We start from the raw sequence: 21,921 nt of genomic DNA, 5'->3' as shown, positions 1-21,921 counted from the left end.
TTTCAGGAAAGCATCAAAAAGTGTAATATCAGGGAGGGATAACATGTCAGATTTTAGTGATAAAGTAGTGTACCAGGTTTATCCGAAGTCTTTTCAGGATACGAACGGAGATGGATTCGGGGATATTCCAGGAGTGATAGAACGATTAGATTATCTGCAGGATTTAGGTGTGGACTATCTTTGGCTTACCCCATTTTTTATTTCTCCGCAGCGGGACAACGGCTATGATGTAGCAGACTACAGGAATATAGATCCTAAATTCGGTACAATGGAAGATCTGGAACGGCTGGTCGAACAGAGTGCAAAGCATGGGATCGGGCTGATGCTTGATATGGTGTTTAATCACACGTCGACACAGCACGAGTGGTTTAAAAGAGCTCTGGAAGGAGAGCAAAAATATCAGAACTATTATATCTTTAAGGAAGGAACACCTGATCAGCCTCCTACTAACTGGCAGTCAAAATTTGGCGGTCCTGCATGGGAATACGTTCCTCATCTGAAAAAATGGTATCTGCGTCTGTATGATGTGACGCAGGCAGATCTGAACTGGGATAATCCGCAGGTGCGGGAAGAATTAAAAGAGATTTTGCGGTTCTGGAAAGAAAAGGGAATCCGTGCATTTCGATTTGATGTGATCAACCTCGTATCTAAGCCCGAGGAGATGATTGATGATTGCGAGGGTGATGGACGCAGATTTTACACAGATGGTCCGCATATTCATGAATACCTAAAAGAGATGGTTCATGATACTGGAATTGAAAATTTTGTCACAGTGGGGGAAATGTCATCCACAACGCTGGAGAATTGTATTAAGTATTCAGCACCGGAGGAAAAGGAGCTTTCCATGTGCTTTAATTTCCATCATCTGAAGGTGGATTACAAAAATGGCGATAAATGGGCTCTGATGCCGACCGATTATAAAGCACTGAAGGCGCTTTTTGAAAAATGGCAGATGGGAATGCAGACAGGAGGAGGGTGGAACGCTTTGTTCTGGTGTAACCATGATCAGCCACGTATTGTAAGCCGGATGGGCGATGAAGATACTTACTGGAAAGAGTCAGCAAAGATGTTGGCAGGAATGATCCATCTGATGCGGGGAACCCCTTACATTTATCAGGGTGAAGAGATAGGAATGCTGAATGCCCACTATCCGTCGATTGATCTGTATAAAGACGTAGAGAGTCTGAATTATTATCAGATTCTTCTGAAAAAGGGAAAGACGAAGCAGGAAGCTTTGGAGATACTGGCGGCAAGATCAAGAGATAACAGCAGGACTCCTATGCAGTGGGACGCAGAGCAATACGGAGGTTTTTCTGAGGTTGAACCGTGGCTTGCGATGTCAGCGGCCTTTCGGCCGGAAATTACAGTAGCGCAGCAAAGAGAAGACGAGGACTCGATCCTTAATTTTTATAAGCAACTGATCTCTGTGAGAAAAACGTATCCGGTAATTGCGAAGGGAGAAATTTCTTTTATCGAAACAGGAAACAACATGATTCTGGCATATGAGCGGAAGCTGGGAGAACAGAAAATAATAGTGTTCTGCAATCTTGGCAAAGAAAAACAGGAAGTAGCGATAAGCGATGCATGGTGCGATTTCAAAATCTTGCTGAACAATTATGCGGGCAGGGAGAAGATTTCAGGTGAGAAAAGCTATATTATGAAACCTTATGAGCTGCTTGTGCTTGAAAATGAAATACAGGAGTAAATGACAGGTGACTAAAGCAAAAACCTTCGGAGTTCGTGCCGAAGGTTTTTGCTGTGTTTTTACAGGGAATAGATCTTACTGTACTTTTCATTAAAATAATCCAGCAGCGGTTTTGCGGAAATTTCTGTACCACAGAGACGCTCGATCACTTCACGGGAAGTATAAAGACTGCCGTAGCGGTGGATCTTTTCGTTTAACCATTTGGTGATCTCCAGGATTCTGCCCTCGGCAAGGATGGTATCAAGACTGCCGAGCTCTTTTTCTGCCTGCACGCGGAACATACCGTCGTAGACGGAGCCGAGCAGATAGGATGGGAAGTAGCCAAACGATCCGTCTGACCAGTGCATATCCTGCAGGATGCCTTCTGTGTCTGTCTCCGGACGGATGCCGAGCAGATCCTCCATTTTATCATTCCAGAGTGCCGGAAGCTCGTCTGTTGTGACCTCATCACGGAAGATCGCGCGCTCCATTTCATAGCGCAGGATGATGTGGAGGCAGTATGTGACCTCATCTGCTTCTGTGCGGATCATGCTCGGCTGCACGTAGTTGATCGCACGATAAAAGGTATCGAGCGGAATCTCTTTAAACTGCGGGAGCAGTTCGCCGAGTCTGTCGTAGATCGGACGCCAGAAGTTTATATTGCGGCCGAGGATATTTTCAAAAAATCTTGACTGACTTTCGTGGAGTCCCATCATGTTTACCTGCATAACGGCAGTGTTTTCATAGGCGCGGTCGATGTTCTGACCAAAGATAGCGTGCCCTCCCTCATGGATCGCGCTGAACATTGCAGAGATCGGATCGTCTTCCTTGAAATGATTGGTGACGCGCACGTCATCACAGCCGATCTCCGTGGTAAATGGATGCTCGCTCTCTCCTGTCGTTCCATGTGAAAAATCGAAACCGATGTAGGTAAGAAGCAGATCCTGCACCTTTTTCTGAGCGGAAATATCGTACGTTCCCTTTAACGCGGAAAGATCCGGCTGTTTTGCAGTCTGGATGTTCTCAAGAAGCGGACGAAGCCCTTCCTTTAACTCGTCAAAGATGCGGTCGATCGTCTGGCTGTCGATGCCTTCCTCATACTGGTCGAGCAGTACCTCATACGGATCTTTGTCTGGCTCCATGTAGTGCACGTACTGTTTCGTCATGGAGATCAGCTGATCAAGATAAGGGGCATAGAGAGCGTAATCGTTCGTCTTTTTTGCGGATTTCCAGGCATTTTGGGAGCGTGCCTTGAGCGTTACGTATTCAGTAAAAAAATCCTCCGGCACGCGAAGAAACCGTTCATAATCGCGCAGCTCGCGGCGAACTGTAACCTTCCAGGCATCATCGAGCGCATCAAATGTCTCAGGTTCGGAAAGCTCTTTTAAGAGCGCGCCGTATTCTTCAGAAGTCGAGAGACGGAACGCTTCGGTGGAAAAGTAGCCGATCGCATCCATTTTTGATTCGGTACTTTTTTCCGGAGTAGCAGTCGAGAGGTCCCAGTAGAGCAGTGCGTTGATGGTGTTGAACTGCTGGAATTTTTTCATGTAATCTGTCAGTTTTTGAAGCTTTTCATTCATAGTCGGTTCTCCTTTGCAGCGTCAGAATGCAGCTGTCTATGAGGCTGTGAACTGGTTTTCCTGCGATACTGACGCGATGTATTGTCTGTAAAATCTGTGATTTTATACAGAAGATAAGGGAAGAGTATCATGAAAAATGGTCTTTTGTCAATGTACAGATCGCAAGGCTGTGCTGGCGCGTTATTATCGTTGGTGAATTATAAAAGTAACTTCCGGTTGTAAAAGTAACGTCCGGATGAAAGAGAAACTTCTGTTTTCAGGCAGGAAAACGGAAGTTTTTCTTGCCTAAAAGACTTTTTTTGTGTAAACTTTAAGTACAGTTCCGCTTTTTTGCGCATGCAAAGCGGAGCAAAGGGAGCTTTTTCTTTTTTTGTGAAAGACAAAGTTCCGTTGCCCAGAAGAATACATATGGGACGTGTGTTCATAGGGGCAAAATTAATGGTGTAAGGATAAGTCAGCGGTTGTGGCTGGCTTATTCTATTTTCAGCAGATACGGCTGAAGCGTTACGGAATCCGGTTCGATCCGTCTGACACCCAGCTTATGCAGCAGCGTTTCCCCATAAAAGAAGGAAAAGACCTCATAAGGAGTTCTTCCGCCTAATACCTTTCGTGGAACGGAATTGATATGATCGAACATAAGATTCAGATCTTTCTGCGTCAGGTGTTCGAGATTCCGCTGGTTCGGAAGGATATTCCGGACATAGTTGTGGTTATTTTCTACATGAGGTTTCTGGCTTGGTGTCTGTGGGTCGCAATAAAAGATATTTGTCCGTATCTGTCCGCTCTTTGGATTCTGTTCAAAGAGGGAGACTTTTTCAAACTCTGTCCCACGGTCAGTGAGGATCAGGGAAAAGAGGCGGAAATAGTCGATGCCGAGAAGCTCCTGAAGGAAATCTAAGGCAGAAGCCATGGATTCCGAAGTTTTTTCCTGATGGAGGAATCCGATCATAAGTCCGGTATTCTGAAAAGAAAAGGTCTGGATATAAGGTCCTTGCGGTTGGTTGTACAGAGTATCCATCTCCGTTGTCGGGATGGAAGGATTGTCGGCAAGAAACGCGAGATAGTCTGAAAACTTATGCCCCTCATAGTTGACCGGCTCTCTGCGTTTTTTCAGCTTTTTGCGTTCGCGCATGGAAACCTGTCTGCGCAGAGAGAAGTTATCAACGCCAAAGTCTTTAAAAACGCCGCCTTCGATGTAGGTGTAGAGGGATTTTACCGAAAGGGAGAGTTCCGGATGGTTAGCAAGGATCTGATAAAGGGACTGCCCTTTTTTGAGGAGCGGGGCAATGGTTTGTGCAATGAGTAGACGTTGCGGCTCTGAAAGATTAACGCCCTGTCTGGAATCGGACAGGTGAAAGAGATAATCTTCGTGAGCATGACTGGCGTTGTAGAAGTAATGATCCAGCCGGCAGTGTTTGATGTCCGGACAATGGTTGCAGGCGCCGACGGAGCGGTCACGCAGGGAACAGGACTGTTCGGCATAGGACGGGCAGGCTTCAGAACAGTATTTACGGGGTTTGCTGCACTGTTTAAAGTTTGAACAGATGACAGGTGAATTGAAGCGGTTGCGTGGTTTTAAGGTTCTATGCTTTTTGATTTCTTTTGCAATGGTAGTCGGATCTTTGTGGAGGGAACGGGCAATGGCTGTTTTGGACAAGCGCTTTTCGATGCCCTCCTGGATTATTTTTCTTTCTTCTAAGGTTAAATGTTTTGCTCTCATTATGTACATCCTTTCTCCCATGAACATCACAGGAAGAGGATAACCGGAAATAAGTCTTTCATAAAGCCTTAATGAAAAACAAGCTTCCGGAAGTGCGAAGAAGAACCGGAAGTTACTTTTACATTTCTCGCGTTATTATCGTTTGATCATTTTTGTAAATGAGCGGTTTACTTTGTGGGCGTCATCCTTTATAATATAGATTTAGTGGGAAATTTGCTTAGAATATACCATATATTGTGAGGAGGAGAAATGACAGAGCGGTTTATAATAAAGCGGTCGGGACAGCGGGAGCTGTACCGGACAGAAAAAATAAAGGCAGCAATGAAAAAAAGCTTTGATTCCTGTGGTACAGATGCCGCAGAAGAAGACCTGGATGCTCTCTTTTTAGCAGCAGAGAAGAAAATCATCAAAACCGGGGCGGACTCAGTAGAGCGGATACAGGATATTGTTGAGGAAACTTTGATGGAGCAGGGGTATTTCCGTGAGGCAAAAGCGTATATTTTGTACCGGCAGAACAGGACGCAGCTTCGCAGCGCCCGTCAGGAGCTGGCCCGCCAGTTTCCGGTGGAGGGATTTGAGGAGCTGCTGCGTGATATACAGAATGAATTTTCTGCAGAGGTATATACGCTCCTGGCACTTAACAGCAAGTTTTTGGGATTTTTGAAACCGGATATGGATCTGGATGAGAAGCTTGGCGCTCTGGTCAAGGCAGCTACAGAGCTTACGAGTCAGGAAGCGCCCCGGTGGGAAACGATCGCAGGATGGCTTCTGTCTTTCCGGTTTCACAGAAAACTCCGCCTGGAGGAGGAAAAGCGGGGACTTCACAGCCTGTGGGAGAAGATTGTATATCTGAGTGAAGAGGGACTGTATGGCAGGTATGTGTTAGAAGCGTATACGCGCAGGGAGATTGACGAGGCGCAGAGCTTTCTGGCAGAGGAGCGGGATCGTCTGCTGAACTATTCCGGTCTGGATCTTTTGCTGAAGCGCTACGTGATCCTGACACATGACCATGTGCCGCTGGAGAGTCCGCAGGAGATGTTCCTTGGCATTGCGCTGCACCTTGCCATGAAGGAAGCGCAGGAGGGGCGGATGGCCTGGGTCCGGGCGTTCTATGATATGCTTTCAAAGCTCGAGGTGACGATGGCCACACCGACGCTTTCTAATGCGCGAAAGCCTTTTCATCAGCTTAGTTCCTGCTTCATTGATACTGTGCCGGACAGTCTGAAAGGGATTTTCCGCTCTGTGGATAATTTTGCGCAGGTAAGCAAATACGGCGGCGGAATGGGGATGTATTTTGGCAAGGTACGCGCGGCAGGCAGTATGATCCGTGGCTTTAAAGGAGCGGCAGGCGGCGTGATCCGCTGGCTGCGCATTGTAAATGATACGGCAGTGGCAGTCGATCAGCTTGGCGTCCGGTCAGGAGCAGTGGCAGTGTATCTTGACGTATGGCACCGGGATCTTCCGGAGTTTCTTCAGATCCGTACCAATAATGGAGATGAGCGCATGAAAGCGCATGATGTATTTCCGGCTGTCTGCTACCCGGATCTGTTCTGGAGGATGGTGCAGGAAAATCTTGATCAGGACTGGTATCTCATGTGTCCGCATGAGATTCTGACCGTCAAGGGATACAGCCTGGAGGACTGCTACGGGGAAGAGTGGGAGAAAAAATACTGGGAGTGCGTTCGGGATGCGAGGATCACAAAGCGTACGATCGGCTTAAAGGATCTGGTGCGCCTGATTATTAAATCTGTCGTAGAGACAGGAGCACCGTTCACCTTTAACAGAGATATCGTCAATCGTGCGAATCCAAATCCGCATACGGGTATGATCTACTGCTCCAACCTCTGTACAGAGATCGCGCAGAATATGGCCCCGATCTCTACGGTAAGCACGGAAGTAGAGACGCAGGAGGGAGATACCGTTGTGGTAAATACGACGAAGACAGGTGAATTTGTCGTATGCAATCTGGCTTCTCTGTCACTTGGAAAGCTGCCGGTGGAGGATAAAGCGTATATGCGTCAGATAGTGCGCACGGTGGTACGCGCGCTTGATAATGTGATCGACCTGAATTTTTATCCGCTTCCATATGCAAAGATCACCAATCACAAATACCGTTCCATTGGGCTTGGCGTCAGCGGTTATCATCATATGCTTGCCAAAAACAGGATCAAATGGCATTCGCAGGAGCACCTGGACTTTGTTGACGACCTGTTTGAGACAATTAATTATGCGGCTATCGAAGCAAGCAGCGATTATGCGAAAGAGAAGGGCTGCTATAGCTGTTTTGCCGGATCAGACTGGGAAAGCGGAGCCTACTTTGAAAAACGTGATTATGTCTCAGAGGCATGGCAGAGACTGAGAAGGAAGGTGCATGAGCAGGGAATGAGAAATGCCTATCTTCTGGCGATCGCTCCGACAAGCTCGACCTCGATCATTGCAGGGACCACAGCAGGGATAGATCCTGTTATGAATAAATATTTTATAGAAGAAAAGAAGGGTTCCATGCTGCCAAGAGTAGCCCCGGAGCTTTCTCCGCAGACGTATTGGTATTATACAAATGCACACCATATTGATCAGAACTGGTCCATACGCGCATGCGGCGTGCGGCAGCGTCATATTGATCAGGCACAGTCCATGAATTTTTACATTACGAACGAATACACGATGCGCCAGGTACTCAACCTCTATCTAAAAGCATGGGAATGTGGAGTCAAGACGGTCTACTATGTGCGTTCCAGATCCCTGGAGGTCGAAGAATGTGAATCCTGCTCTTCCTAAAGGGCAGGATATAAAACGCGGAGCGTGTGTCGCAGAAAACGAGAAAGGTTCATGATAGTAAGGGAGGAAAAACATGCAGGAATGGGAAAAAAACGGACAGCTGGTGCGCAAGCCGCTTTTTAATCCGGGAGGAGATACGGATGTGAGGAGCAGGCGCATGATCGGCGGCAATACGACGAATCTGAATGATTATAATAATTTAAAATATCACTGGACATCGGACTGGTACCGCCAGGCGATGAATAATTTCTGGATACCGGAAGAGATCAATCTTTCACAGGATATGAAGGACTACCCGAAGCTTCCGAAGGCAGAGAGGGAGGCATACGATAAGATCCTCTCCTTTCTTGTCTTTCTGGATTCGATCCAGACAGCAAATCTTCCGAACATCGGAGAATACATTACGGCAAACGAGGTGAACCTCTGTCTGAATATACAGACCTTTCAGGAGTGTGTACATTCGCAGTCATACTCCTATATGCTGGATACCATTTGTTCCCCGGAGGAGCGGATGGAGATCTTGTATCAGTGGAAGACCGATGAACATCTGCTGCGGAGAAATACCTTTATCGGAGACTGCTACAATGAGTTTCAGAAAAAGAAAGATGCCAGGACACTTTTCCGGGTGCTGATGGCAAATTATATACTGGAGGGCATTTACTTTTATTCTGGATTTATGTTTTTCTATAACCTCTCCAGAAACGGAAAAATGCCAGGATCAGCACAGGAGATCCGCTATATCAACCGTGATGAGAATACCCACCTGTGGCTGTTCCGCAACATCATCACAGAGCTGCGCAAAGAAGAGCCGGAGCTTTTCGACGAGCAGACCGTAGCAGCCATGCGGGAGCTGCTAAAAGAAGGTGTGCGTCAGGAAATCGCATGGGGACATTACGTGATCGGAGACGACATAGCAGGGCTCAACCGTCAGATGATAACCGACTACATCCAGTATCTCGGCAATCAGCGGTGGACAAGCCTCGGATACGAGATACTCTATCCAGACTGCGAAAAAGAGCCAGAGTCCATGCGATGGGTATCCCAGTATTCCAATGCAAACCTCGTCAAAACAGACTTCTTCGAGGCGCGCTCAACAGCCTATGCAAAATCCACCGCCCTGATCGATGACTTGTAAAACAGGCCAGCCATGCAAAAAAAGGAGCGGCGCATCCCGACCAGATTTATCTGGGAGAGGGATGCGCCGCTCCTTTTTTAGGATGGGCGGGACGCCCATCCAGCCACAGACAGAGCTGCGAAGCAGCGAAAGGTCTAGTTCAACTTTACATTCATATAGTTTCTGCCGGAGAGTGTTCTGTTTGTAAAGAGCAGCAGAAACAGCAGGGCGCAGCCTGCGAGAAAACCGACCCAGTCAAAGACTGCTGTTAATACGAGCAGGATCATGCGCATAAATTTCACAGCGTATCCGAGCTCAAAGTTTGGCTGTGTATAGTTGGCGATAGAGACGAACGCCATGTAAAGCATGACCTCTGCGTTGAACCAGCCGGATCGGACGGCGAACTCGCCAAGTACAAGACCGGCAAATACACTGAGCGGTGTACTGAGCATATTCGGCGTATTGAGCGCAGCAAGCCGCAGCCCGTCAATGGCAAGCTCGAGGATCAAAAGCTGATAAACCAGAGGGATATTTACGACATCCTTGACTGCGATAAATTCGAATGAAGCAGGGATCCACTGCGGATTGTTCATCAGCAGCAGAAAAACCGGGGTCAGAAAAACAGTCAGCAGCAGGATCAGGACGCGTGAGATTTTAAGGTATACAGAGGTCCATGCCGGGAAATAATAATCATTTGCTTCCTCGATCATATCCAAAACAGAGGTTGGGAGGATCATCGCGGCGGGGGAATTGTCCACAAGGATCGCTACCTTTCCTTCCATGATACAGGCAGCCGCTGTATCGGGACGCTCAGAAAACTTAAATTTGGGAAAAGGATTATACCACCTCGTGCCGATCAGCGCTTCTGCGAGACTTTGCTGGTTCATGCAGAGGTCTGTCGTACGGACTGCTTCGATTTTGGATCTTACGTTATCAAGCAGATCTGGATTTACAAGGTTCTTCATATAGCAAAGCACGACGTCGGAGCGGGAAGAGCTGCCAACCTCCAGCATTTCCATGACAAGATGCGGATCGCGGATCCTCCGGCGGATCAGCGCCGTATCAAAGACGACTGTCTCGACAAATCCGTCTTTTGAGCCGCGCAGGGACTTATCCTTGTCAGGCTCATCCACGCTTCTTGCCGGGTATGTGCGGCAGTCGATCGCAATACCGGCGGAATATCCGTCTATGAACAGAACGAGCACGCCGGAGAGGACATTACGCAGGACCTGATCGTAGTCCCCCAGAATATCCACCTCTACATAGGGAATATTTTTTTGGGAGAAAGCAGTAGCATCAGGGGGCATGTCTGCCTCCTGTACCTTCATAATGGAGTCCATGAGCTTGAGCATGACTTCATCTTTTATCATACCGTCGATAAAATAAAAGGACGACTGCCTGTTTCCGATCAGGATGTCGCGCTGGATCAGGTCAAAGCTTTCTTTGATGGGAAGGATGTCTGCGAGCCGTTCCCGGTTCTCAAAGATTGTTTTGCCAATGTGTAATAGATCAGACATAAAATAAAACCTCCGTTTCGGTTCCATAGCGGTATCCATATCTGTGTCAGATACAGTACCGGATAAGAACAGAATGCCCGGAGGTTTTTATTTTTATTCCTGTATTTTTATTTTAAGGATCAGCCCTCACCGTTTGCAACAACGGGAGTGGGGCGTCTGGAATCAAACACCTGAGATGCGGTAAACATATTGTCGAGCACAGTCGTCGCGCCCTGACTTGCCTGATACAGCATATATCCATCGAGGTTGATCCGGCCCTGACGGACATAATTATCACGGATCTGTACCCAGTACGGCACGGAGCCATCTACGTTGCAGAAGAAGTTGTAGCCTGCATTTTTGAAATACTGGAACTTTTCATTGTCACTGCTGTAATCCTGCCAGTCGCCGATGTCGTTGCCATGGGCGAAGATGATCGTATCTACCGGACCGACAATGTTCTGGACATTGTTGACCCATTTTTCGTTATCAATGCGCAGCTCATCTACGGTTTTGTTCGTGACGCTCAGATGTCCCCATGTATGGCTTGCAAATTCCCAGCCGCTTTCCTTGATCGCATTTGCAATGACTGTAGCCTCTTCGATCTCCTTCTGGCGGTCAAAGTCCGGATGCTCGTCCAGCCATTTGCGCTGATCTTCCATGAGATTTTCCTGCGTTTCATAATCAGAATCTGTGCGATAGCCAAAGACGCCATTGTAGCCCGTCATCGCGATCAGTCCGCGCGCGCCCTTATAGGCACCGTCCGGATGCTCCTCCAGGAAGGTGTTCAGCCGGGGAACAACGTCAAAATCTCCGATCTGCTCTGTCCCGTCTGCGGAAATATATTTGCATTTTACATCGCCATTTTCGTCCAGCACGAGCTTTTCCGGATATCCGGCTGCTTCATAGGAATGGTAGTAGCTCAGATCATCAATAGAGAGCACGACCGCCTTTTTATCCGGTGGAAGCATCAGGTTCGTATTCGGGGAAAAGGTGACATTGCCGTTTGCGTCTGTGCTTTCTACCACAAGATCGCGCAGACGGACAAAGACGTAACCGTTGTCATACATGGTCTGGGTGATCTTGTCAAACTCTTCTATAGTCGTCATCCACGCATTCATACCATCAACCTGTCCCTGTCCCAGTACAGAAACGTTAAATGCGCGGTCCGTATCATTGATCAGCGAGTGGTAGAAAATGTGCGGAACTGTGGTCACATCGACCGCCACGCAGGAGGCCTTCGCTGTTTCGAATTCACTGATCGCGGCAGAGATCTCCGGGTCTGATTCATAGGAGGGAACGGTTTTTAAGAGCTCGATCGCTCCGTCATAGTCATAGCCGGCTGCCAGATATCTCGCCTGCTCCAGGACAGAACCGCTGGAAGCATCCGATGCGTTTTCCGTGGAAGGCTCGGCAGGTGCGGCAGCAGTCTCCTGTGTCTGAGGCGTGGGCGCCTCTGTCTGCCTGGGCGCTTCCGTAGATACTGCTGTACCGCCAGATCCCGTACTGCCATTTCCGGCACTTAGCTGGCCTTGGCCGGAGTTTTTGCGTGAGATCGTAAAGGCTGCAAAGCCGACTCCCGCAGCCAGGATGATCAGTCCAAGAAAAAAAGCTGCGCGCTGCAGTGCGACCTGACGTCTGCGCTTTTGCCTGCGCGCCCTTCTGCGCTCTTCAAGCTCATCAAAGCCTGATTCATTTGTATAGTTTTCGTTCATTTACAACTCCCCTTTATAAAATTTTCAGATATGTCCAGTCTACCATAACTGACAGAAAGTATCAAACAGTTTCTGGGGTGTTGACAGGCTTTTTCCGGCACATTATACTGAAGAAAGCGTTACCTGACGGAAAGAAAAGCCGCAGGCAGGCATGACATTTCGTCCATATGCATAGAATGTATGAAATGCAAAGGGGTGGTCCGTACGGGCCGCTGGAGGATGACAGTATGCACAGGGACAGCCGCAGACAGACAGCTACATTAAAGAAGCTTTTGCAGGTCGGACTCATGCCGGTGGGAAGGACGATGTATGTATGGGGCGGGGGATGGAACAGCACGGACAGCGCGGCAGGGGATGCGGCGCGTACGATGGGGATCAGTCCGCGCTGGGAGACCTTTTTTCGTGCGCAGACAGGCAGCTACGATTACCGGCGCACCCGGTATCAGACAGAGAATGGACTGGACTGCTCCGGCTATATCGGCTGGTGCATTTATAACACTCTCCATACAGAGGATGGAGGAGAGGGCTACGTGATGGCAGCCCGCGCGATGGCACATGAGTTTGCTTTACGCGGCTGGGGTACATACAGGGAGAAGCACGTGGTATGTGATCACAAGGCAGGAGACATTATGAGCAGCAGCGGGCATGTCTGGATGGTAGTCGGAACCTGTGAGGACGGGAGCGTGGTGCTCCTTCACTCCAGCCCGCCGGGGGTACAGCTGGCGGGAACGCCGTCAAAAAGCCGGAATTCTGCAAGCTGTGCGGCTGCTCTGGCCCGGTATTATATGCAGACGTATTTTCCGCAGTGGTATGAAAAATACCCGGATCATACAAAAGGAGAAGATTACCTGACACAGTATGCGCAGATGCGATGGGACGTGACAGGAAGATCGGTTATGACAGATCCACAACAGTATAGACATAAGTGTGCAGATGAGATCCTGGCGGATCTGTTTGCAGTAAGGAGAGATGGATGGAACAGACAATAAGAGAACAGATATTAGAGCACATCAAGGATGCAGATATGGTACTGCTCGGAATAGGGGAAGAGCTGTCGCCGCAGCTTCCGCCCGAGGCGAAGGCAGATCCGTTTGTAAGGAGTGCTTATTATGCTTCACTTCCAGAGGATCATGAGATAATACGCTCGTACAATAAGCTGCGCGACCTGATTGGAGCGAAGCCGTATTTTGTCGTAACACTGAATACGGATGACCTGATCTACCGGTCAGGACTTGAAGAGGATCTGATCGTCGCTCCGTGCGGCAGCATGGCAAAGCTGCAGTGCACAGAGCACATAATACCGGCAGAAGAAATCTGTGGCAGAGTACTTGCCGCAAACGATGAAACGCTCGCCGTATGTCCGCAGTGCGGCAGACCGCTTGCGTTTCATACGGTAGAGACGCAAGGGTATATAGAACAGGGATATCTGCCGCAGTGGGAGAAGTATAAGCGATGGCTTTCCTGTACGCTTAACCGCAAACTGTGTATCCTGGAACTCGGAGCAGGATTTCACTATCCGCAGATCCTGCGCTGGCCATTTGAAAAAGTGGCAATGTACAATCAAAAAGCATTTCTGATCCGTATCAGCAGCAGCTTTTGGCAGCTTGCGGAGGGACTCGCACAAAAGGGGATGAGCGTTCCGGCAAATCCACTGGAATTTTTAAACTGTGACGAAAAATATTAAGATTTGTGTAAATTTCCTGAAAATTGCTTGAAAACGGCCGTTTCATTGTATATAATTAATGCATCATTGAAACAAAAATTCATGGAGGTGTATTTATGGAGACAAAAACGACCAAGATTCATTCAAGCGTGAACCCGAATGCGATCATCCGTGTGATCCCGGGACATTTTGCAACGAACCATTCCCATATCAATACTTATGTGGATATGACCATCATGAAGTCCAGAAAGAGTGAGGCCGCCGCGGCTGCTTCCGTACTTGCCCGTAAATACACGACGAGCACGTATATTGATACGATCATCTGTATGGATGGCTGCGAGGTGATCGGGGCGTATCTGGCAGATGAGCTGACAGCATCCGGCATCATGTCACTGAACCAGCATAAGACGATGTATATCGTCACGCCGGAGATGAATCCGGGAGGACAGCTTATTTTCCGTGATAATATGCAGTTTATGATCGAGGGCAAGCATTGCCTGCTTCTTCTGGCATCAGCTACGACGGGAAGGACTGTCGCACGTGCGCTGGAATGTATCCAGTACTACGGAGGGATGATCAGCGGCGTTTCGGCGATCTTCAGCGCCAGCGATATGGTAGAGGGAGTAGAGATCAACCATATTTTCAGCGCAGCGGATATTGGAAATTATGAGACGTACGAGGCGGCAAAATGCCCGATGTGCGCACGTCATCAAAAGGTCGATGCGATCGTGAACAGCTTTGGATACTCCAGATTGTAGGAGCAGGTGGTACTTATGAAGAGAGCTTCTGGATTTTTGCGGATAGTGCTGCTTGTACTGCTGCTGGCAGCGGCAGGACTTCCGGTACAGGCAAAAATAACGAAGGTGAAAGATACCGGACTTGCTAATGTAGCTCTTGCACCTGCGGTGACCGGCACATGGGTAAAAAAAGGAGGATCACAGCGCTTTTTACAGGAGGACGGTACATGGATCAGGAATCGCTGGATCGCGTATGAGGGTCGGATCTATTACCTCGATGCAAAAGGAAAGCGTACCAGTGGATGGGTCAGATATCGGGGAAATACATATTTTCTGAGAAAAAACAGAGGGCTTGTATCAGGATGGCTTTCAAGAAAAGGGAAGCAGTACTATTTTGGAGCGGACGGGGCGATGTATCACGGCCTGCAGCGTATAGACGGGGAACAGTATTACTTTGGTAAGAAGACAGGAGCTGCACAGTCCGGCTGGCTGACGCTCGGGAAACATCAGTATTTCTTTGACACAGAAACGTACCGGATGAAAAAGAGTTGTTGGGTAAAGACCGGTAAGAAGCATTATTATGTAGGTAAAAAAGGGAAAAAGCGCAGAGGAGGCTGGCTGACGCTCGGAGAAAAAAAGTATTATCTCGATACGGCAGGGGCACGGGTGACAGGAGAGCAGTATATTGATGGGAAAGGCTGCTTTTTTAAAAAGAACGGAGTGTATGATCCTGCGGTAACGGTTGAGTTCTCCGTAGATCCGGCAAAGCCAATGGTAGCGTTGACCTTTGACGACGGCCCCGGTCCGTATACAGGCAGGCTGCTTGACTGCCTGGAGAAAAACCATGCAAGAGCAACGTTTTTTTTGGTTGGGACAAGCGTGGGAGGATATGCATCTACTGTAAGTCGCATGGAAAAGCTTGGATGTGAGATAGGAAGCCATTCTAACAGCCATGGCAGATTTTCTGTTATGTCCGACTATGCGATACGGCAGGAGGTATCTGTATCGAGCAGCAGTATCCGAAGAGCATGCGGAAAGAATCCGACGGTCTTTCGTCTGCCGTACGGTGATGGCGCGTGGGATCAGAGAGTTTTAAATGCAATCGGACTTCCCTCTATCTACTGGTCGATTGATACGAGGGACTGGGCGAACACAGGTAATCCGCAGCACACAGTAAGCGAGGTGCTCGATCATGTGAAAAATGGTGATATTGTGCTGATGCACGATATTCATGCTTCCTCTGTGGCAGCTGCGGAGACGATCATCCCGGCTCTGATCAGGAGAGGGTATCAGCTTGTGACTGTTTCACAGCTTGCACAATACAAAGGGAAGACGAGGCTAAAAGCAGGTACTACTTACCGGAGCTTTTAGGGCGCGGTTCAGAGTACCCATGGTTTCTCTTATTCTTGCAGAGAAACTGTGGGTACTCTGACTTTGTGAAAGTTAGATAAAATCTCAGATAAAAAACGGTGCAGATGTTACAAAAATAATGAAAAGAGTAAAAAAGAGATTGACATCTCATAGATAAACTGCTATGCTCAAACCATAAAAAAGAAAAAGTTTTGGATTGATAGACAGAAACACGAGTAACTAAAAGAATATCAGGGAGGAGAAAGCGTCTCAGCGATTGGAGCAGATATATGCCAGGCGGTCACGGGGCGCGAAGAGATGAAATGCAGAACCGGGAGATAAAAAGACAGAAGTCAAAAAGAGTGACGCGGGATGATGTTGCGAGACTTGCAGGTGTTTCTCCGGCAGTCGTTTCATATGTGATGAATTCTTCCAAGTATGTCAGCGAGGAGCGGACGCTGGCAGTTAAGCGGGCTATTGAGGAGTTAGGATATCGTCCGAATATGCAGGCCAGAGGCCTGAAAACAAATCAGTCCATGCAGATCGCATTTGTCTGCGATAATCTGCGGAACGACTGGCTGGAAGATGCAGAGACCCGTTTTTTTGAAAATGGCTATTACGTATCGCACTGCTATAGCAGGGACGATGAAAGCTTTATGCCAATGCTGGTAGAGCGGCAGTTTGACGGGATTTTTATGATGTCGAATCGTTTTTCTACTGCTCAGCTGAATTATATCGCACATGCAGGGATTCCGGTGGTATTATTCAAAACAAGAAATTATGGGGAATTAGCGCCGAACATTGTGACAGTGGCACCGGATTATTATGATGGCATGATCAAAAGTGTAAATTATCTTGCCATGCGGGGTCATAAAAATATCGCAATGATCCCTCCCATACGGTATCGGATCAATGGACTGGAGGATGACGGATTCAGAGTCAGCGCCTATATTGAGGCGATGAAACAGAATGGATTAAGACTCCGAGAAGAGCTGGTCTGTACAGATACGAAGTCTCTTGATACGATTTTGGCAACTGTATTTAATATGCTGGTAAATAATAGAGCAGAGGCAAAGCCTACGGCATTTATCACGGGAAATGACTATGAAGCGGTAAATATCATGCAGTACGTTAAGAAAATGGGATTTCGGATCCCGCAGGATGTGGCGATCGTCGGAGTAGATAATACCTATCTTTCTAATATTGTATCCCCGACGCTGACGAGCCTGGACTTTTCTAAAGAGAAGTTTTCGGAAACACTGGTGAATACCATGATGAGTCTGCTCAAGGGAAAAACTCCGTCTGATAAATATATTGAGGTTTCTATCGTCATGAGGGAAAGTGCCTGAATGACTGAAAAGTCAGGAACCTGTTTTAGGCAGATTAGAAACTCGAGTAACTATCGAACAAAAATCACCACTGCAGATGAAAAAAAGCGTATGGAAATCCACAGAACAATAGTAAAAGATGGGTCAATATATATTTTTTTTAAATTGCATCAACACGAGTAACTGAGGAAATTTCGCGGGGTGCCGCGAGGTTTATAAAAAAATAAATAAAAAGGAGAGAATTAGTGATGCGAGAAAAGAAGGTTTATGAAGCGTGCCGCAGATTGCTGACGGTATGCTCCAACTGTAAGAAAGAAGAAAACATTCTGATCGTTACAGATGAGGATTGCTTGGATATGGGGATGGCGCTCTGGGATGCGGCGGAGGAGTTTCCGAACAAGAGTCTGATCCTGATGGAAACGCGTAAAATGCATGGGGAGGAGCCTACAGATCTGGTGGCGGCGGCAATGCTGAAGGCAGATGTCATTTTCCGTGCTACGACATTTTCCCTCTCTCACAGTATGGCGAGAAGACAGGCCTGCGAAGCCGGAGCAAGAGATCTCAATTGCTGTGATTATGATTACAGTATGCTGGAAAGCGGAGGTTTATATAATGATTTTAATGGCGACAGCAAGAGATACGTAGATCAGATCGCAAAAGGCTTTGAGGGCGGAGATCAGGTTCACGTAACTACAAAACTCGGAACCGATTATTACTGCAGCATCAAAGGACACAAAATATTCGCACAGTATGCAATGGCGCTTGAGCCGGGACAGACATGTTCTCCGCCAGACGTAGAGTGCGCGGTAGGAGCTATTCCGGGAACAGCTCACGGAAAGCTGGTAATTGACGGTTCCATCACTCATCCGTATATCGGACTTGTAAAGCAGCCGATCGTCGTTTATATCGAGGACAGCTACTGCACAAAGATCACAGGACTTGTAGACGGTGTAGAGCAGGATACCGAGGAGTCGAAGCTTTTTGAAAAGGCACTTGCAGAAGGTGATCTTCTAAAAGGCGACACAAAGGGAATGTATCGTATCGGAGAGCTTGCTGTAGGGCTGAATCCGGCAGCCTCCCTTTGCGGAAGGATGCTGGAGGATGAGGGATGCTACGGTTATATGCACTGTGCATTTGGAAATAACGAGACGGATAATCAGGACTTCATCCTTCATATTGATATGATGTTCTCTGGTGCGACGATGACGGTTGACGGAAAGACCATTTTGAAGGACGGAGAAGTAGTTTTCTAATAATAAGACAGAAATAGATCAAGATCAGGAGGAAAAGAAAATGGCAGCTATAGATAATAAAGGAAAATTAATGCCGGAGGAGCTTACAAAATGGGTACGCAGTCAGTGCCTGCACCTGGAAAAGGATCCAATGTCTGGAAAAGAAAGGCTCTTTTTTGATAATTCCGGCGGATCTTTGAGACTGAAACCAGTATCAGAAGCTTTTCAGAAGGTCGATGATCTCCCAAACTGCGGCGGACACGGCGGCGTGACATCTGATTATCTTGATACACTCCGGGGACAGGCTTGTGAAGATCTTTCTACAATGTTCAATGCGAAGGATGGCTGCATCGTGACTTCTATGACAGCATCCATCATCATCTTTGACGTATCGGAAGTAATTATTGAAAACGTGCCGGGGACGAACGTGGTAACGACAGCGCTGGAGCATCCGTCCGCATACGACGGCTGCGCAGCGGCCGCGAAAAAATTCGGCAAAGAGCTTCGGGTGGCGCAGACAGATCCGCGCACAGGTTCTATCCCGGTAGAGAATATTCTGAAACTGATCGATCAGGATACCTGCCTGTTGTCTGTTATCATGACGTCTAATATTACTGGCGCAATTCTGGATATCGAGACAATCGTCCGCGAAGCAAGAAAGATCAAACCGGATCTCTACATCATCTGCGATTCTGTTCAGCATACGCCGCATGGAACCATTGATATGCAGGCTGCACCGGTGGATGCAGTAAATTTTGCACCGTACAAATTTGGCGGAATCCGGGGACTCGGAGCTGGCTGGCTGACAGAAAGAGTCATGAATCTGCCGCACAGAAAGCTGATCCAGGAAAAACAGAGCAACTGGGAGATGGGCGGCTGTGCGCCTGGTATGTACGCAGGACTTTCTGCAATCTTCAGTTATGTACTGGATATCGGTAAATATTATCTCGGTGAAAATGCAACGCGCCGTGAGCTGTATCTGAAAGGTATGGAAGCGATCATGCTTCACGAGAGAGCGCTTCTTGCGAGAATGCTGTATGGTTCGGAAGAACAGAAGGGACTTTTGGATATGGATGGTGTCAATGTAGCCGTAGAGATGGATAATCTGGCCGAGAGGGATCTGATCGTACCGCTTACATTCGATGGAAGAGCACCGGCTCAGGTATCCAGAATGTATGAGCAAAGGGGTGTTGTCGTACATGAAAGGACTGATGATTCTCTTTACTCTGCCCGTCAGGTAAACTCAATCGGCGAGCATGGAATAGTGCGGGTATCCCCGCTGCACTGCCATACGTATGCAGAAATTGATAAATTCCTGAAGATCACACAGGAGATTATCGACGAGATCGCAGCAGAAAAGTAGGAGAGATACGAATGGCGATGTGGCAGCTATATGGCAGGGAAAGGAGAGCAGTATGAAAAAAAACAGAGTTATTTTAGCAGGCTTGTTGGCATTTGCGATGATCGCTGCAGCAGTTCCGGTTGGGGCAGCAGAAGAATTTAATTTAGGTGTTGTATGTCCGCTCAGCGGCTCATCAGCAGTATCTGGTGCGATCTTAAACAATGCGGTGCAAATGGCGGTAGACGAGATAAACGAAGCAGGCGGTATCAACGGAGAGATTCCGATTAACCTTATATCAGCAGATGACGAGGCAATACCGGCGACTTCAGTTACGGCGGTTCAGAAGCTTGTGGAACAGGATAAAGTAAACGCAGTCATTGGTTCTCAGCCATCGTCCTGTACGATCGCAAATATGGAGATCACAAAGGCGGCAAAGATACCTCAGATCACGCCGGCTTCCAGCAATATTTCTATTACGCAGTCGGGAAATGAGTATATTTACAGAATGACTTCAACAGATGCGACAAACGCAGCTACCTTGCTGAAATATCTTTCTGAATATTGCGGAGTAAAAAAGATCGGCATGATGTATGAGTCCAGCGACTTCGGAACGGGCGGCTACAAGACAGTCAGCAGCATGTGCGAAGAGTATGGTATCGAGATGGTAGGCGCAGAGGTTTATAATTCTGGCGACACAGATTTTTCTGTTATTATTTCAAAACTGTATTCAGAAAAGCCGGACTATTTTTTCCTTTGGGGCTATCATACGGAAGCAGCCATGATCTGCAATCAGATGATGCAGTACGGGATCAAGATTCCGGTGATCGGATATGGTATGAATTCTCCGGAGCTTACGACACTGGGCGGTGCTGCGGTAGAAGGCTTTACGATGTGTACCTCTTTTGATGCAGCAGATCCGAATCCGGCTGTTCAGGCATTTGATAAAAAATATACAGAGCTTTTTGGAGCCGGATATGATCAGAATGCACCGCAGTCGTACGACGCTGTATATCTGATTGCTGATGCAGTAGAACGCGCGATCGCTGACGGAGCAGACTGGAGTGACGGAGAAGTTTTGAATGAATATATAGCTTCGGCAGCTTATGAGGGAGCAACAGGAAAAACTTCTTTTGATGAAACAGGTGAGATGGTGAAGGATCTGATTATTATTCAGATTGAAAACGGTGAGCATAAGATTATTGACTGGCAGAAATAAGTACGGATAATTCGCTGGTTTGGGGAAGGAATTGCGGGTCATGTCATGAAAATGCATGGCCCGTGATTTATAAAGAAGGGAAGGTGTGTATATGCTTGTTCAGCAGCTACTGAATGGATTAACGAATGGCAGTATTTATGCGCTGATGGCAGTCGGTGTAACAATGATCTATAAGTCATTAGGGATGCTTAACTTTGCACATGGCGATACCATGATGGTAGGTACGTTTATTTGTCTTTCTATGTTTAATTTCGGATTGCCGCTTTACTGTTCGGTTATCCTGGCGATTGCCTGTGCAGTGCTTCTGGGATTTATTCTGGAGAGGGGGATTTTAAGAAAAGTACAGTTTGATTCGTTTACGAATCTTTTGATCGCAACGGTAGGCGTGTCGTATGTGCTCAGAAATATGAGCATGGTAATATGGGGGACAAACCCGCAGCTTTTTCCGAGCATGTTTCCGGCAGCGCTTTGGAATATCGGCGGCTATATGATCACTCCGCAGAGCGTGGGCATTATCTTGATTTCCCTTGCGATTATTACCCTGCTGCATCTGTTCTTTACAAAAGTAAAGGTAGGAAAATGTATGCAGCTTGCAAGCTCTGATCCGGAGGGAGCAGCTATGATGGGGATAAATGTGAGTCATATGAGATTTCTGACATTTGGCATCAGCGCCGGTCTGGCATGTATCGCAGGTATCCTGATCGCACCTCTTACATATGCAAGAGTTGATATGAGCGCTACGATCGGTCTGAAGGCATTCGCGGCAGCGATCCTTGGAGGTATTGGAAATCTCTGGGGCGCACTTCTTGGAGGACTGATCCTTGGCATTGTAGAAGCGCTTGGCGCAGCCTACATCTCAACGGCATACAGAGATGCTTTTTCATTCATCGTACTGTTCATTGTACTGTATGTGAAGCCAACAGGTCTTTTGAATAAGAAAATTGAGAATAAACTGTAAGGGGGGAA

16 protein-coding genes are annotated in these 21,921 nt (G+C 47.7%); 12 read left to right on the top strand and 4 right to left on the bottom strand.

Annotation, left to right across the window (positions count from 1 at the left end; genetic code table 11):
• Positions 1-43: 43 nt before the first annotated feature.
• Positions 44-1,705 (top strand): alpha,alpha-phosphotrehalase, encoded by a 1,662-nt coding sequence (treC, locus tag QOX44_RS09400; protein WP_283682843.1) that lies wholly within the window; start codon positions 44-46, stop codon positions 1,703-1,705.
• Positions 1,706-1,764: 59 nt separating this feature from the next.
• On the opposite strand, the gene QOX44_RS09395 is transcribed toward treC, so the two are convergent.
• Both QOX44_RS09395 and QOX44_RS09390 read right to left on the bottom strand, forming a co-directional pair.
• Positions 1,765-3,264: a carboxypeptidase M32 gene (locus QOX44_RS09395; RefSeq protein ID WP_283682842.1), complete on the bottom strand. Its 1,500-nt coding sequence runs from the start codon at positions 3,262-3,264 to the stop codon at positions 1,765-1,767.
• Positions 3,265-3,736: 472 nt separating this feature from the next.
• Positions 3,737-4,984 carry an IS30 family transposase gene (locus tag QOX44_RS09390; RefSeq protein ID WP_283682841.1) on the bottom strand — a complete coding sequence of 416 codons (1,248 nt, stop codon included), beginning with the start codon at positions 4,982-4,984 and terminating at the stop codon, positions 3,737-3,739.
• A gap of 249 nt (positions 4,985-5,233) precedes the next feature.
• Between QOX44_RS09390 and QOX44_RS09385 the strand changes: the two genes are divergently transcribed.
• Together QOX44_RS09385 and QOX44_RS09380 are read left to right on the top strand one after the other, a co-directional pair.
• Positions 5,234-7,762 (top strand): ribonucleoside-diphosphate reductase subunit alpha, encoded by a 2,529-nt coding sequence (locus QOX44_RS09385; protein ID WP_283682840.1) that lies wholly within the window; start codon positions 5,234-5,236, stop codon positions 7,760-7,762.
• A gap of 73 nt (positions 7,763-7,835) precedes the next feature.
• Complete coding sequence (locus QOX44_RS09380; RefSeq protein ID WP_283682839.1) at positions 7,836-8,897, top strand: ribonucleotide-diphosphate reductase subunit beta; 1,062 nt, start codon at positions 7,836-7,838, stop codon at positions 8,895-8,897.
• A 134-nt stretch (positions 8,898-9,031) separates the two neighbouring features.
• On the opposite strand, the gene QOX44_RS09375 is transcribed toward QOX44_RS09380, so the two are convergent.
• Both QOX44_RS09375 and QOX44_RS09370 read right to left on the bottom strand, forming a co-directional pair.
• A complete protein-coding gene (locus tag QOX44_RS09375; RefSeq protein WP_283682837.1) occupies positions 9,032-10,393 on the bottom strand; it encodes a spore germination protein in 1,362 nt (453 codons plus the stop codon).
• A gap of 119 nt (positions 10,394-10,512) precedes the next feature.
• Positions 10,513-12,087: a polysaccharide deacetylase gene (locus QOX44_RS09370; protein ID WP_283682836.1), complete on the bottom strand. Its 1,575-nt coding sequence runs from the start codon at positions 12,085-12,087 to the stop codon at positions 10,513-10,515.
• Between the two features lie 227 nt (positions 12,088-12,314).
• On the opposite strand from QOX44_RS09370, the gene QOX44_RS09365 reads away from it, so the two are divergent.
• From QOX44_RS09365 to QOX44_RS09325, 9 genes are all read left to right on the top strand, one after another.
• A complete protein-coding gene (locus QOX44_RS09365; RefSeq protein ID WP_283682835.1) occupies positions 12,315-13,076 on the top strand; it encodes a hypothetical protein in 762 nt (253 codons plus the stop codon).
• Positions 13,061-13,771, top strand: coding sequence for a hypothetical protein (locus QOX44_RS09360; RefSeq protein WP_283682834.1), 711 nt, complete (start codon positions 13,061-13,063; stop codon positions 13,769-13,771). The genes QOX44_RS09365 and QOX44_RS09360 overlap by 16 nt, the downstream gene beginning before the upstream one ends.
• A 95-nt stretch (positions 13,772-13,866) precedes the next feature.
• Positions 13,867-14,508, top strand: a complete 642-nt coding sequence (locus QOX44_RS09355; protein WP_283682833.1) for an orotate phosphoribosyltransferase — start codon at positions 13,867-13,869, stop codon at positions 14,506-14,508.
• A gap of 15 nt (positions 14,509-14,523) precedes the next feature.
• Positions 14,524-15,858 carry a polysaccharide deacetylase family protein gene (locus QOX44_RS09350; RefSeq protein WP_283682832.1) on the top strand — a complete coding sequence of 445 codons (1,335 nt, stop codon included), beginning with the start codon at positions 14,524-14,526 and terminating at the stop codon, positions 15,856-15,858.
• Positions 15,859-16,127: 269 nt separating this feature from the next.
• Positions 16,128-17,186 carry a LacI family DNA-binding transcriptional regulator gene (locus QOX44_RS09345; RefSeq protein ID WP_283682830.1) on the top strand — a complete coding sequence of 353 codons (1,059 nt, stop codon included), beginning with the start codon at positions 16,128-16,130 and terminating at the stop codon, positions 17,184-17,186.
• A gap of 227 nt (positions 17,187-17,413) precedes the next feature.
• Positions 17,414-18,418, top strand: a complete 1,005-nt coding sequence (locus tag QOX44_RS09340) for an aminopeptidase (protein ID WP_283682829.1) — start codon at positions 17,414-17,416, stop codon at positions 18,416-18,418.
• A 40-nt stretch (positions 18,419-18,458) separates the two neighbouring features.
• Positions 18,459-19,760, top strand: coding sequence for an aminotransferase class V-fold PLP-dependent enzyme (locus tag QOX44_RS09335; protein ID WP_283682828.1), 1,302 nt, complete (start codon positions 18,459-18,461; stop codon positions 19,758-19,760).
• 52 nt (positions 19,761-19,812) lie between these two features.
• A complete protein-coding gene (locus tag QOX44_RS09330) occupies positions 19,813-20,955 on the top strand; it encodes an ABC transporter substrate-binding protein (RefSeq protein WP_283682827.1) in 1,143 nt (380 codons plus the stop codon).
• Positions 20,956-21,046: 91 nt separating this feature from the next.
• On the top strand, positions 21,047-21,913 hold the full coding sequence (locus tag QOX44_RS09325; protein WP_283682826.1) for a branched-chain amino acid ABC transporter permease: 867 nt from the start codon (positions 21,047-21,049) through the stop codon (positions 21,911-21,913).
• The last annotated feature ends 8 nt before the right edge of the window (positions 21,914-21,921 follow it).

The sequence above is a fragment of the Parablautia sp. Marseille-Q6255 genome, assembly GCF_951230155.1.
Taxonomy (GTDB): Bacteria; Bacillota; Clostridia; order Lachnospirales; family Lachnospiraceae; genus Choladousia.
Note: the sequence above shows the minus strand (reverse complement) of the source record. Positions and strands in the feature narration are given on the sequence as shown.

Excerpts from the sequence above, each read along its gene's own strand:
- treC (WP_283682843.1), top strand. The coding sequence starts at position 44 with ATGTCAGATTTTAGTGATAAAGTAGTGTACCAGGTTTATCCGAAGTCT.
- QOX44_RS09395 (WP_283682842.1), bottom strand. The coding sequence starts at position 3,264 with ATGAATGAAAAGCTTCAAAAACTGACAGATTACATGAAAAAATTCCAG.
- QOX44_RS09390 (WP_283682841.1), bottom strand. The coding sequence starts at position 4,984 with ATGAGAGCAAAACATTTAACCTTAGAAGAAAGAAAAATAATCCAGGAG.
- QOX44_RS09385 (WP_283682840.1), top strand. The coding sequence starts at position 5,234 with ATGACAGAGCGGTTTATAATAAAGCGGTCGGGACAGCGGGAGCTGTAC.
- QOX44_RS09380 (WP_283682839.1), top strand. The coding sequence starts at position 7,836 with ATGCAGGAATGGGAAAAAAACGGACAGCTGGTGCGCAAGCCGCTTTTT.
- QOX44_RS09375 (WP_283682837.1), bottom strand. The coding sequence starts at position 10,393 with ATGTCTGATCTATTACACATTGGCAAAACAATCTTTGAGAACCGGGAA.
- QOX44_RS09370 (WP_283682836.1), bottom strand. The coding sequence starts at position 12,087 with ATGAACGAAAACTATACAAATGAATCAGGCTTTGATGAGCTTGAAGAG.
- QOX44_RS09365 (WP_283682835.1), top strand. The coding sequence starts at position 12,315 with ATGCACAGGGACAGCCGCAGACAGACAGCTACATTAAAGAAGCTTTTG.
- QOX44_RS09360 (WP_283682834.1), top strand. The coding sequence starts at position 13,061 with ATGGAACAGACAATAAGAGAACAGATATTAGAGCACATCAAGGATGCA.
- QOX44_RS09355 (WP_283682833.1), top strand. The coding sequence starts at position 13,867 with ATGGAGACAAAAACGACCAAGATTCATTCAAGCGTGAACCCGAATGCG.
- QOX44_RS09350 (WP_283682832.1), top strand. The coding sequence starts at position 14,524 with ATGAAGAGAGCTTCTGGATTTTTGCGGATAGTGCTGCTTGTACTGCTG.
- QOX44_RS09345 (WP_283682830.1), top strand. The coding sequence starts at position 16,128 with ATGCCAGGCGGTCACGGGGCGCGAAGAGATGAAATGCAGAACCGGGAG.
- QOX44_RS09340 (WP_283682829.1), top strand. The coding sequence starts at position 17,414 with ATGCGAGAAAAGAAGGTTTATGAAGCGTGCCGCAGATTGCTGACGGTA.
- QOX44_RS09335 (WP_283682828.1), top strand. The coding sequence starts at position 18,459 with ATGGCAGCTATAGATAATAAAGGAAAATTAATGCCGGAGGAGCTTACA.
- QOX44_RS09330 (WP_283682827.1), top strand. The coding sequence starts at position 19,813 with ATGAAAAAAAACAGAGTTATTTTAGCAGGCTTGTTGGCATTTGCGATG.
- QOX44_RS09325 (WP_283682826.1), top strand. The coding sequence starts at position 21,047 with ATGCTTGTTCAGCAGCTACTGAATGGATTAACGAATGGCAGTATTTAT.